This window comes from Pseudomonas sp. SA195, assembly GCF_054131565.1.
This window is the reverse complement of the sequence record NZ_CP096392.1, coordinates 1,265,942-1,277,796: the sequence shown is the minus strand read 5'-3', so window position 1 is coordinate 1,277,796 and position 11,855 is coordinate 1,265,942. Positions and strand designations below refer to the sequence as shown.

The following is an 11,855-nucleotide window of genomic DNA, read 5'->3' as shown; positions in this document are numbered from 1 at the left end:
AGTGAAGTCAGCTCAGATGGCTTTCAACGTGCCCTTGGGCAGCGTTGCGGCAATCGCCACCTTCTGGAATTTCAGCTCAACCGAATCGGAAACCTCGATCACGACGAAATCGTCGGTCACTTTGGTTACCTTGCCAGCGATGCCACCCGAGGTCACCACCTCGTCGCCCTTCTGCAGGCCGCCGATCAAGTTCTTATGCTCCTTGGCGCGCTTGGCCTGGGGGCGCCAGATCATCAGATAGAAGATGACCAGGAAGCCGACCAGGAACAGCCACTCGAAACCACTACCGGCGGGACCGGCAGCAGCTTCCTGAGCGTAGGCGGCGGGAATCAGAAAGCTCATGTAGCACTCCTGTTGCAGAGATCAGTTAGTTATAGGAATCGTCAGGCAAGCGGCGGCGTTGGCAGGCCACGCTTGGCGTAGAAGGTGTCGACAAAGGCGGCCAATGTACCCTGTTGAATGGCGTCGCGTAAACCAGCCATAAGCCGCTGGTAATGCCTGAGATTGTGGATTGTATTCAACATGCTGCCCAACATTTCGCCGCACTTGTCCAGATGGTGCAGATAGGCTCTGGAGAAGTGTTTGCAGGTGTAACAATCACAATCCGGATCGAGCTGGGAGTCGTCGAAACGGTGGAAGGCATTGCGGATCTTGACCACACCGCTGTCGGTGAACAGATGCCCGTTGCGTGCGTTGCGCGTGGGCATGACGCAATCGAACATGTCCACGCCGCGGCGCACGCCCTCGACCAGGTCCTCCGGCTTGCCAACACCCATCAGGTAGCGCGGCTTGTCGTCGGGCATCGCCGACGGCAGAAAGTCGAGCACGCGAATCATCTCCTCCTTCGGCTCGCCCACAGACAACCCGCCGATAGCCAGTCCGTCGAACCCGATCTCGCACAGACCTTCCAGCGAACGCATACGCAGCGACTCGTGCATGCCGCCTTGGACGATACCGAACAGCGCTGCCGGATTCTCACCATGTGCGACCTTAGAGCGCTTCGCCCAACGCAAGGACAGCTCCATCGAGCGACGCGCGACATCTTCGTCGGCTGGATAAGGCGTGCATTCATCGAAAATCATCACGATGTCCGAGCCCAGGTCCCGTTGTACCTGCATCGACTCCTCCGGCCCCATGAACACCTTGGCGCCATCGACCGGCGAGGAGAAGTAGACGCCCTCCTCCTTGATCTTGCGCATCGCGCCAAGGCTGAATACCTGGAAACCACCCGAGTCGGTGAGAATCGGCCCCTGCCATTGCATGAAGTCATGCAGGTCGCCGTGCGCCTTGATGACCTCCGTTCCTGGTCGTAGCCAGAGGTGGAACGTGTTGCCCAGAATGATTTGCGCACCAATCGACTCGACGTCGCGTGGCAGCATGCCTTTGACGGTCCCGTAGGTACCAACGGGCATGAACGCAGGCGTCTCGACCGTTCCGCGCGGGAACGTCAGCCGACCGCGCCGCGCCCTCCCTTCGGTAGCGAGCAGCTCGAACGACATGTGACAGGTACGACTCATCGTGAATCCTCGGGACCGCGTGCGGCCGGGTTGCGCGTGATGAACATGGCATCGCCATAACTGAAGAAGCGATAGCGACTGGCAATCGCCTCGGCATAGGCCGCCATGGTTTCCCGATATCCGGCGAACGCGGAAACGAGCATCAGCAAGGTCGATTCGGGAAGGTGGAAGTTGGTCACCAGGGCATCGACCACATGGAAGGGCTTGCCTGGGTAAATGAAAATGTCTGTATCGCCACTGAACGGCGCCAATTCGCCATTGCGCGCGGCGCTTTCCAGTGAGCGAACGCTGGTAGTGCCCACAGCGATGACTCGCCCGCCTCGCGCCTTGCAAGCCTGCACTGCATCGACCACCGCCGGGCTGACCTCGAGCCATTCACGATGCATCAGATGTTCTTCGATGCGATCGACGCGGACAGGCTGAAAGGTTCCAGCGCCAACGTGCAGCGTTACGAAGGCGCTCTCCACACCTTTCTTGCGCAAGGCCTCGAGCAATGGCGCGTCGAAATGCAACCCGGCTGTCGGCGCCGCGACCGCGCCAGCGCGTTCGGCATACACCGTCTGGTAGCGCTCCCGGTCTGCCTGTTCATCCGGCCGATCTATATAGGGAGGCAACGGCATATGCCCGACCCGGTCGAGCAACGCCAGTACCGGCTCGGCGAACTCAAGCTCGAACAGCGCGTCATGCCGTGCCCGCATCGTCGCCTCAGCGCCGCCCTCGATATGTATCAGGCTACCCGGCTTGGGCGACTTGCTAGATCGAACATGCGCCAGCACCCGATGGTCATCCAGCACACGCTCGACCAGCACCTCGACCCGCCCACCGGACGCCTTCTGCCCGAAAAGCCGCGCAGGAATGACCCGGGTGTTGTTGAAAACCATCAGGTCGCCGGGACGAACGTAGTCCAGCAAATCGGCGAACGCGCGGTGTGCCAACTGGCCGCTTGGCCCGTCGAGCACCAGCAACCGGCTCGCACGACGCTCGGCAAGCGGGTGCCGGGCAATCAATTCATCAGGCAGATCGAAGGAAAAATCGGAAACTAACATTGCGGCTGAATCGGCACGACATTCGAAGGGCGCAAAGCTTAGCGGAAAGACCAGACGCTGACCACGATAGACGATTGACCGCGCTCAACTGCATCCCTATACTGCGCCGCCACTGTGCCTCGATGGCGGAATCGGTAGACGCAGCGGATTCAAAATCCGCCGTTGGTAACAACGTGAGAGTTCGAGTCTCTCTCGAGGCACCATGAATCAAGACCGCGGACGACCTCGTCCTCGGCATCGGCCGCTAAAGCCAGAAGCGGCCTTCAGGCGCGAAGTCGGATGATGCACTTCGCCTGCTCGACCTTACAGGCAAGCCTGTAAAGCGGTCGAACCGCAGCAACGAACACATTCGAAACATCTAGAAAAAGCGCTGAAAAGCGCCGTTTGCAGTGGACAGATTCTATGACTCCGAGGGCTTGGCATGGGCCGGCGAGTTATCGTAGAGTGTGCCCACTGTGTTTGCATGGGTCGCCGTTGAATCGTGACCTGGTGCAGTAGATCCTTTGATTTGCTACATCCCGTTCGACTCTTTACTCCTTGCAACCAGTTTCCGCCTTCTGCCATGCAGAGGCGCTTCTACTATTGAGTTTCAAGGATACAACGCTATGTCGAATCGTCAGAACGGTACCGTCAAGTGGTTTAACGACGAGAAAGGTTTTGGTTTCATCACGCCTGAGAGCGGTCCGGATCTGTTCGTGCACTTCCGCGCGATCGAAGGCAACGGCTTCAAGAGCCTGAAAGAAGGCCAGAAGGTCAGCTTCATCGCTGTGCAAGGTCAAAAGGGCATGCAGGCTGACCAGGTTCAAATCCAGGAATAAGCCCCGCTCCGAAAAGCCCCTGATGGCAACATCAGGGGCTTTTTCATGCGCGCAATTCCGTAGAATGCGCAACCGCCCCTCGCGACGAGACAGCCCAATGCGCCACCACCGCCTCCAACCTCAGGGTCCGTTTCCTGCAGCCGGCCTGATCCGCCGGCTTGCCGCGATCTTCTATGACGCCTTTTTATCAATCGCCCTGATGATGGTCGTGACGCTGCTCTACCAACAGGTCATCCTGCGCGCCATCTACGGCAGCGACGCACTCAAGGTAATGGCCGAGGCCGGCAGCCTGGATATCGATCCATTGCTTTCCACGCTACTGCTGTTTGCTCTCTTCGCGTTCTTCGCAAAGTTTTGGACGCACAACGGGCAGACGCTCGGCATGCAGGTCTGGGGGGTACGCATCCAGAATACCGACGGTAGCGCGATCGACCTGTGGCAGGCGCTGCTGCGCTTCCTTCTGGCGATCATTTCCTGGCTTCCGCTCGGACTGGGCTACTGGTGGATGCTGTGGGACAAGCAGAACCGCACCTGGCATGACATCTATTCAGAAAGCCAGGTGGTTCAACTTCCCAAGAATATCCATAAGAAATAGTGCTGGACCCACGCAGGCCGGGCGGCCTGCGTCCGGTTAACCGGCCCTGCGCAGCAGAAGCATCCCAGCCGCAGCACAAATGGCGGCCGGCACTACGACAGCCAGCAGCGGCGAGAAGCCGAATACCTGGCTCGCCGGCCCCAGCAGATCCTGCAATATGCGAAACACGAACCCTACGACCACACCCGTGAAGATCCGCTGCCCCAGCGTGACCGAGCGCAGCGGCCCGAAAATGAACGAGATGGCCAGCAGGACCAACGCCACCGTCACGACCGGCTGCAGCACTTTGGTCCAGAATGCCAGCCAGTAACGACTGTTATTGAGCCCTTGCTCACCGAGGTAATGGATGTAGCGCCACAGACCGGTTACCGAAAGTGCGTCTGGCTCCATCACCACCGTACCAAGCAACTGAGGCGTCAACTGTACATCCCAGCGCTCTTGCGGCGCGCGAACCACCTCGGTGTGATCGCCGCGGAAGTGCGTCGTCGACAGATCGACCAACTGCCAGTAGCCGTCCTCATAGCGTGCACGACGCGCGAAGCTGGCGGAAACCAATTGGCGCCGATCATCGAACCGGTAGCGGGTAACGCCTAGCAACGTGCCGCTGGGCTGCACCGCGTTGATGTGAACGAACTCGTCGCCCTGTCGATGCCAGAGGCCGCGCTTGCTACTCTGCGCCTCACCCGCCCCCTGCGCCGATGCCCGCGTCGCTTGCGCTATGTTCTCGCTCCAAGGCGCGACGTATTCGCCAATCAGGATGCCAACGAGCAACAACACGAGCATCGGCTTCATCACTGCGATCACGATACGGCCAAGAGACACACCAGCTGCGCGCATGATGGTCAGCTCGCTGCTACTGGCCAGCGTACCGAGCCCGATCAGGCAGCCGATCAGCGCGGCCATTGGCAGCATCTCGTAAAGCCGAGAAGGGGTCGTAAGCAGCACGTAAAGCGCTGCGTCCAAAGTTCCATACGTGCCTTTGACGTCACCGAGCTCGTCGATGAAGGCAAATAGCAGTGCCAGGCCGACAATGATGCCGAGCACCGTCAGAATCGCCAGAAGCACATTGATACCAATGTAGCGATCGAGCTTACGCATGGCGCACCTCCCGTGCAGCGCGGCGCCGGCGCCAGGCCAGCTGCAGCGGTTCCCAATACACCAGGAGCAACCCCAGCACGAAGAACAGCCCGTGCACCCACCACAACCCAAGCGCAACAGGGATGCGCCCCTTGTCCATCGAACCGCGCGCCGCGATCAGCAACGCCAGGTATGCCATATAAAGAAGGATGGCCGGCAGCAGTTTGAGGAACCGGCCCTGTCGCGGATTGACTTTCGATAGCGGCACAGCCAGCAGCGTGACGACGAACACCAGCATCGGCAGTGAAATTCGCCACTGCAATTCCGACTGCAGCCGGATGTTGTCGCTACCCAGCAATTCGCGGGTCGGCATCGCCTCGCGCTCGCTCAACTCCACGCTTACCTCAGGCTTGGGCAGCAGCACGCCATAGGTGTCGTACTGAATCGCACGATAGTTCGCCTGGCCAGGATTACCGTCGTAGCGGTAGCCATTCTCGAGAATCAGGTAGCGACTGCCGTCGGGTTGTATCTCCTGACGGCCACGCTCGGCGACCAGCACCGACAGGCCACGCTTCTCGCCTGTGGCGCTGGACAGGTTCGTCTCGGAAATGAAGACGCCCGCCAGCTCGGTACGGTCGGCCGTCAGTTCGCGGGTATAGGTCACCCGCGTGCCGTCTCGCAGGGTCTGAAAGCGTCCGGGAACAAGCGTGTCGAATTCGGTCAGCGAGTCCTGCTCGTTGAGGATGCGATCAACTTGGGCCACGCCTTGCGGCGCCAGGCCTAGGCTCAACCAACCCACCAACGCAGCGACCAGCGCTGCTGGACCCAGGCTATAGACGAGCAGGCGGCGCTGGCTCATGCCGGTTGCCGACAGGACGGTCATCTCGCTGTCCAGGTAAAGCCGGCCGTACGCGAGCAGGATGCCGAGAAACAGCCCGAGCGGCAGGATCAACTGGAGGAACCCAGGCAAGCGATAGCCCATGATCATCAGCAGCACGCCAGGATCGAGCACGCCTTGCGCCGCCTGCGCCAGGTATTTGATGAAGCGGCCGCTCATGATGATCACAAGCAGCACCGCACTGACCGCGCTCAGGGTAACCAGCAGCTCACGGGACAGGTAACGAAAGACGATCAAACCGGACACTCCAGGGTTGTCAGGCTCCGGCGGCTGCGCTCAAACTAGCCGCCAAGTAGCCGGTCCGCACTGGGCGAGGTGTTGAGACCAACCCTCCCGCTCGACGAACCACCGGAAAATGAGCCCGGCATTATCCTGCAAACCCGACTCTTTGTCTTGGGGACCTGACGCCATGGAATTCGTTGTGAAGAACAGCAAAGCCGCCGCGACCAAAACCGCCACACTGATCCTGCCGGTCGGTGAAGACCGGGCGCTCGGCCCAGTAGCCCAAACCGTGGATCAGGCCTGCAATGGCGCCATCAGCGCGATCCTCAAGCGCGGCGACGTCCAGGGCAAGCCGGGCCAGACGCTGCTTCAGCACAGCCTGCCCGGCCTGAAGGCCGAGCGGGTGCTGCTACTGGGTGTCGGCAAGTTCGATGAACTTGATACCCGCCAATGGCGCAAGGCGTCCGCCGCCGCGCTAGGGGCGCTCAAGGGTCTCGGCGGAACGGATGCTGCCATTGCGCTGCAGGACGTGCGCCTCAAGAACCGTGATGGCTATGCGCGCGCGCGCATTCTGGTCGAGGCACTGGCTGATGGTCGCTATGTCTTCGATCAATTCAAAAGCAAGAAGGCCGACGTTCCCGCGCTGCGCAAGCTCACCCTGCTGGTCGACAAACCCGAACAGACCGAAGCGGAACTCGCCACACGCCACGCCACGGCCATCGCCGCCGGCATGAGCCTGACCCGTGACCTGGGCAACCTGCCGCCGAACGTCTGCCACCCGAACTATATGGCCGATCAGGCCAGGCAGTTAGGCAAGGCCTTCAAGGGGCTCAAGGTCGATGTTCTGGACGAGAAGAAACTGCGCGAGCTGGGAGCTGGATCCTTCCTGGCCGTATCTCAGGGCAGCGAGCAACCAGGCTGCATCGTCGTAATGCAGTACAACGGCGGCAAGAAAGGGGAACAACCCTATGCTCTAGTCGGCAAGGGAATCACTTTCGACACCGGCGGCATCAGCCTCAAGCCCGGCCAGGGCATGGATGAGATGAAGTACGACATGTGCGGCGCCGCCAGTGTGCTCGGGACTTTCCGCGCCGTACTGGAGCTGCAATTGCCGATCAATCTTGTCGGCTTGCTGGCCTGCGCCGAGAACATGCCAAGCGGCAACGCCACCCGCCCCGGCGACATCGTGACGACCATGAGCGGCCAGACGGTCGAGATCCTCAACACCGATGCCGAAGGTCGCCTGGTGCTCTGCGACACGCTGACCTATGCCGAGCGTTTCAAGCCGCGCGCGGTCATCGACATCGCCACCCTGACCGGCGCCTGCATCGTGGCGCTCGGCAGCAACACATCCGGCCTGCTCGGCAACAATGACGAACTTATCCAGCAGGTGCTGGGCGCCGGGCAGAAGGCCGACGACCGCGCCTGGCAATTGCCGCTGTTCGACGAATACCAAGAGCAACTGGACAGCCCCTTCGCCGACATCGCCAACATCGGCGGCCCGAAGGCCGGCACCATCACTGCTGCGTGCTTCCTGTCGCGCTTCACCAAGGCCTACCCCTGGGTACACCTGGACGTCGCCGGCACCGCCTGGACCAGCGGCGGTAAGGACAAGGGCGCAACCGGTCGCCCCGTGCCGCTACTGATGCAATACCTGCTGGACCAGGCGGGTCAGGCGTGATCGGCGCCGGTGCGCAAGCGGCATGACCCGTATCGAGTTTTACGTGCTGGCGGACAGCGAGCCGGCGAGCCGCGCCCGTGCGGCCTGCCAGCTCGCGAGCAAGGGCTGGCAGCATGGCATGCCCGTCTTTATCCGCTGCGAGAATGCCCGCCAGTGCGAGGAGCTCGACACCTTGCTTTGGCACTTCCGTGCCGAACGTTTCGTCCCGCATGAATTGCACGAGCACGACCCCCTGGCACCAGTGGTGATCGGAACGGACGAGACGCCAGCCGCCCAGCAGGGCCTGCTGGTGAATCTTTCACCCAACCTCTCTCCGCATGTCGACCGGTTCAGCCGAGTGATCGAGATCGTCAACCAACAGCCAGAATTGCTGACCGTTTGCCGGGACAACTTCCGCCTGTATCGTCAGCGCGGCTATGATCCCAAGCGTGTCGAACTCTAGCGAATACCGACGCGGGCCTGCCGCATCGAACAGCACGATGTCGCCAGGCAGGGCGACAGAGCGCCATAGCAGCCTGGACGCTCAACCCGGAACCACAGATGACCCAGACAATCCCCGACAAACCCTCCGAACTGCTCGACGACCTGGAGTCGATCCGCGCGCTGCTTGGCGATCATGAACCCGAACTGGTGAGCGAAGCCCTTGACCCGGACAGCATCCCGCTATTGTCTGACGTCGTCGATCCGGCCCCCGAAACCGTGCAACCGCGTGAGCCGGCCGTTCGCACCGCCTTCCGCACCCTGGCCGAGCGCCATTTGGACCACGAGCTCCGCACCGCAGCGCAGTTGATCCTGCAAGATGTGATCGATGATTTCGTCCCGCAGATCGAAGCGGAATTGCGCCAGCGACTGGAAGCGCGCGCCGCACAACTGATCAAGTCCCAGCGCCCCTAGACGCCCATCCCTGCCGGCGCGCTGGATGTCACAGCGCCCCGCCCCGCGCGTGACATAAAAGCGCCATAGCGGTTCCGCCGCTCTGCTACTTTGCCTTTATACTTGCCCGCTTTTCCGATTAGCCGTTCTAAGGGTCCCGCCGCATGGACAAGACCTACCAGCCGCACGCCATCGAAACCTCCTGGTACCAGACCTGGGAATCGAACAACTACTTCGCACCCCAGGGGTCGGGCGAGCCCTACACCATCATGATCCCGCCGCCGAACGTGACTGGCAGCCTGCACATGGGTCATGGTTTCAACAACGCGATCATGGATGCGCTGATTCGCTGGCGCCGCATGCAGGGCCGTAACACGCTTTGGCAGCCTGGCACCGATCACGCGGGCATCGCCACGCAAATGGTCGTCGAGCGCCAACTTGGCGCGCAGGGCGTCAGCCGGCATGACCTGGGCCGCGAGAAGTTTCTCGACAAGGTGTGGCAGTGGAAGGAAGAGTCCGGGGGCAACATCACCCGCCAGATTCGCCGCCTGGGCTCATCGGTCGATTGGTCACGCGAAAGCTTCACCATGGATGCCGGCTTGTCCAATGCCGTGAAGGAAGCCTTTGTCCGGCTCCATGAGGACGGTTTGATCTACCGCGGCAAGCGGCTCGTCAACTGGGACACCAAGCTGCACACCGCGATCTCCGATCTCGAGGTCGAGAATCACGACGAGAAAGGTCACCTCTGGCATTTGCGCTACCCCTTGGCCGACGGCTGTAAGACTGCGGATGGCCAGGATTACCTGGTCGTCGCCACGACCCGCCCGGAAACCGTGCTGGGTGATGCCGCGGTTGCCGTGCACCCTGAAGACGAGCGCTACAAGGACCTGATCGGCCGTCACATCATGCTGCCGCTGGTCAACCGCCTGATCCCGATCGTTGCCGACGACTATGTTGACCTCGAGTTCGGCACCGGCTGCGTAAAGATCACCCCCGCACACGATTTCAACGACTACGAAGTCGGCAAGCGCCACCACCTGCCCCTGATCAACATCTTCGATCGCAACGCCGCGGTACTGGCGCGCGCACAGGTGTTCAACATCGACGGCACGCCGAACGACAAGGTCGACCCGAGCCTGCCGGACGGCTACGCGCATATGGACCGCTTCGATGCCCGCAAGGCCATCGTCGCCGAATTCGATGCCATGGGCCTGCTGGAGAAGATCGACGACCACGCACTGAAAGTCCCCCGCGGTGATCGCTCCGGCACGATCATCGAACCCTGGCTGACCGATCAGTGGTACGTCTCCACCAAGCCGCTGGCCGAGAAGGCCATCGCGGCGGTGGAGAACGGCGATATCCAGTTCGTACCCAAGCAGTACGAAAACATGTATTTCAGCTGGATGCGCGACATCCAGGATTGGTGCATCAGCCGCCAGCTGTGGTGGGGCCATCGCATTCCGGCCTGGTATGACGAGGCCGGCAACGTCTACGTCGGCCGCGACGAGATGGAAGCGCGCACCCGCTACAACCTCGGCAACGAGGTCGAACTGCGCCAGGACGATGACGTGCTGGACACCTGGTTCAGCTCGGGCCTGTGGACTTTCTCTACGCTCGGCTGGCCGGAACAGACCGACTTCCTCAAGACCTTCCACCCCACCGACGTGCTGGTCACCGGCTTCGACATCATCTTCTTCTGGGTTGCCCGGATGATCATGCTGTCGACCCACCTGACCGGGCAGATCCCCTTCAAGACGGTCTACGTGCATGGCCTGGTCCGCGATGGCCAGGGCCAGAAGATGTCCAAGTCCAAGGGCAACGTGCTCGACCCGCTGGACATCGTCGACGGCATTACGCTGGACGAACTGCTGCAAAAGCGCACCAGCGGCATGATGCAGCCCAAGCTCGCCGAGAAGATCGCCAAGCAGACCCGCAACGAATTCCCAGAAGGCATCGCCAGCTACGGCACCGACGCCCTGCGCTTCACCTTCTGCTCGCTGGCGTCCACCGGCCGCGACATCAAGTTCGACATGGGGCGCGTCGAGGGGTATCGCAACTTCTGCAACAAGATCTGGAACGCGGCCAATTTCGTTTTCGAGAATACCGAGGGCAAAGACACCGGGGTAAATGGCGAGCCCGTCGAGCTGTCCTCGGTCGATCGCTGGATCATCTCGGCGCTTCAGCGCACCGAAAGCGAAGTGAATCGCCAATTGGAAGCCTTCCGCTTCGACCTGGCCGCGCAGGCGCTCTACGAGTTCATCTGGGACGAGTACTGCGCCTGGTACCTCGAGCTGGTCAAGCCTGTGCTCTGGGACGAGACCGCCAGCGCCGAACGCCAGCGCGGCACGCGCCGCACTCTGGTGCGGGTACTGGAAACAGCCCTGCGCTTGGCGCATCCGTTCATGCCCTTCATCACCGAGGAAATCTGGCAGCGCGTCGCGCCTCTGGCCGGTAAATCCGGTCCGACGCTGATGTTGCAGCCCTGGCCGGAATTCAATCCGGAGCGCCTCGACGAAGCGGCCGAAAACGACATCGAGTGGGTCAAAGCCTTCATGCTTGGCATTCGCCAGATCCGCGGCGAGATGAACATTTCCATGGCCAAGCGCATCGACGTGGTGCTCGGCAACGCCGGCGAAACCGACCGTCGTCGCCTAGCCGACAACGAGCCGCTGCTGAAGAAGCTGGCCAAGCTGGAAAGCGTGCGCATCCTCGGCGCCGATGACGAAGCGCCGCTGTCGGCGACCGCACTGGTCGGTGACATGCAGGTGCTGGTGCCCATGGCCGGGCTGATCGACAAGGATGCGGAACTGGCCCGCCTCGACAAGGAGATCGCCCGTTTCGACGGCGAGGTCAAGCGTGTCGGCGGCAAGCTCGGCAACGCAGGATTCGTCAACAAGGCACCCGCTGACGTGATCGAGAAAGAGCGCGCCAAGTTGGCCGAAGCCGAACAGGCCAAGGCACGGCTGGTGGAGCAACGCGAGCGCATCGCAAGCCTGTGACAGACGAAATGGCCAGCATCTTCAAGTGCTGGCCTTTTCGTTTGGCCCGTTGCTCTTGATCGATGACAAGTAAAAACCGTGGCGGCCGATACACTATCCCGCCACGGACACAACAATGACTAGGCAGGC

The 11,855-nt window shown here is 61.4% G+C and carries 11 protein-coding genes and 1 tRNA gene; 7 read left to right on the top strand and 5 right to left on the bottom strand.

What is annotated here, in order from left to right:
- Positions 1–12: 12 nt before the first annotated feature.
- The 3 genes from yajC to queA are packed head-to-tail and all read right to left on the bottom strand — an operon-like array spanning position 13 to position 2,563.
- Positions 13–342, bottom strand: coding sequence for a preprotein translocase subunit YajC (gene yajC / locus M1D78_RS05860; RefSeq protein WP_222909120.1), 330 nt, complete (start codon positions 340–342; stop codon positions 13–15).
- 41 nt (positions 343–383) lie between these two features.
- Complete coding sequence (gene tgt / locus M1D78_RS05855; RefSeq protein ID WP_437420387.1) at positions 384–1,499, bottom strand: tRNA guanosine(34) transglycosylase Tgt; 1,116 nt, start codon at positions 1,497–1,499, stop codon at positions 384–386.
- Between the two features lie 14 nt (positions 1,500–1,513).
- A complete protein-coding gene (gene queA / locus M1D78_RS05850) occupies positions 1,514–2,563 on the bottom strand; it encodes a tRNA preQ1(34) S-adenosylmethionine ribosyltransferase-isomerase QueA (RefSeq protein ID WP_437420139.1) in 1,050 nt (349 codons plus the stop codon).
- 116 nt (positions 2,564–2,679) lie between these two features.
- On the opposite strand from queA, the gene M1D78_RS05845 reads away from it, so the two are divergent.
- From M1D78_RS05845 to M1D78_RS05835, 3 genes are all read left to right on the top strand, one after another.
- Positions 2,680–2,766 (top strand) — tRNA-Leu (locus tag M1D78_RS05845).
- A 402-nt stretch (positions 2,767–3,168) separates the two neighbouring features.
- The gene (locus M1D78_RS05840; RefSeq protein WP_014853413.1) at positions 3,169–3,381 is read left to right on the top strand and encodes a cold-shock protein; all 213 of its coding nucleotides are present in this window, start codon (positions 3,169–3,171) and stop codon (positions 3,379–3,381) included.
- A gap of 97 nt (positions 3,382–3,478) precedes the next feature.
- The gene (locus tag M1D78_RS05835) at positions 3,479–3,976 is read left to right on the top strand and encodes an RDD family protein (protein WP_437420140.1); all 498 of its coding nucleotides are present in this window, start codon (positions 3,479–3,481) and stop codon (positions 3,974–3,976) included.
- Positions 3,977–4,012: 36 nt separating this feature from the next.
- On the opposite strand, the gene lptG is transcribed toward M1D78_RS05835, so the two are convergent.
- Together lptG and lptF are read right to left on the bottom strand one after the other, a co-directional pair.
- Entirely contained in the window at positions 4,013–5,074 is a 1,062-nt protein-coding gene (gene lptG / locus M1D78_RS05830) for an LPS export ABC transporter permease LptG (protein ID WP_437420141.1), read from the bottom strand.
- Positions 5,067–6,188 carry an LPS export ABC transporter permease LptF gene (gene lptF / locus M1D78_RS05825; RefSeq protein WP_437420142.1) on the bottom strand — a complete coding sequence of 374 codons (1,122 nt, stop codon included), beginning with the start codon at positions 6,186–6,188 and terminating at the stop codon, positions 5,067–5,069. The genes lptG and lptF overlap by 8 nt, the downstream gene beginning before the upstream one ends.
- A gap of 172 nt (positions 6,189–6,360) precedes the next feature.
- On the opposite strand from lptF, the gene M1D78_RS05820 reads away from it, so the two are divergent.
- The 4 genes from M1D78_RS05820 (at position 6,361) to M1D78_RS05805 (ending at position 11,726) form a co-directional block, all read left to right on the top strand.
- Positions 6,361–7,854 carry a leucyl aminopeptidase gene (locus tag M1D78_RS05820; RefSeq protein ID WP_437420143.1) on the top strand — a complete coding sequence of 498 codons (1,494 nt, stop codon included), beginning with the start codon at positions 6,361–6,363 and terminating at the stop codon, positions 7,852–7,854.
- Between the two features lie 22 nt (positions 7,855–7,876).
- Positions 7,877–8,296, top strand: a complete 420-nt coding sequence (locus tag M1D78_RS05815) for a DNA polymerase III subunit chi (RefSeq protein ID WP_437420144.1) — start codon at positions 7,877–7,879, stop codon at positions 8,294–8,296.
- 98 nt (positions 8,297–8,394) lie between these two features.
- Positions 8,395–8,748, top strand: a complete 354-nt coding sequence (locus M1D78_RS05810) for a DNA polymerase III subunit chi (protein ID WP_437420145.1) — start codon at positions 8,395–8,397, stop codon at positions 8,746–8,748.
- 143 nt (positions 8,749–8,891) lie between these two features.
- Entirely contained in the window at positions 8,892–11,726 is a 2,835-nt protein-coding gene (locus tag M1D78_RS05805; RefSeq protein ID WP_437420146.1) for a valine--tRNA ligase, read from the top strand.
- The last annotated feature ends 129 nt before the right edge of the window (positions 11,727–11,855 follow it).

Coding starts and splice junctions, on each gene's coding strand:
- yajC (WP_222909120.1), bottom strand. CDS start 342: ATGAGCTTTCTGATTCCCGCCGCCTACGCTCAGGAAGCTGCTGCCGGT.
- tgt (WP_437420387.1), bottom strand. CDS start 1,499: ATGTCGTTCGAGCTGCTCGCTACCGAAGGGAGGGCGCGGCGCGGTCGG.
- queA (WP_437420139.1), bottom strand. CDS start 2,563: ATGTTAGTTTCCGATTTTTCCTTCGATCTGCCTGATGAATTGATTGCC.
- M1D78_RS05840 (WP_014853413.1), top strand. CDS start 3,169: ATGTCGAATCGTCAGAACGGTACCGTCAAGTGGTTTAACGACGAGAAA.
- M1D78_RS05835 (WP_437420140.1), top strand. CDS start 3,479: ATGCGCCACCACCGCCTCCAACCTCAGGGTCCGTTTCCTGCAGCCGGC.
- lptG (WP_437420141.1), bottom strand. CDS start 5,074: ATGCGTAAGCTCGATCGCTACATTGGTATCAATGTGCTTCTGGCGATT.
- M1D78_RS05820 (WP_437420143.1), top strand. CDS start 6,361: ATGGAATTCGTTGTGAAGAACAGCAAAGCCGCCGCGACCAAAACCGCC.
- M1D78_RS05815 (WP_437420144.1), top strand. CDS start 7,877: ATGACCCGTATCGAGTTTTACGTGCTGGCGGACAGCGAGCCGGCGAGC.
- M1D78_RS05810 (WP_437420145.1), top strand. CDS start 8,395: ATGACCCAGACAATCCCCGACAAACCCTCCGAACTGCTCGACGACCTG.
- M1D78_RS05805 (WP_437420146.1), top strand. CDS start 8,892: ATGGACAAGACCTACCAGCCGCACGCCATCGAAACCTCCTGGTACCAG.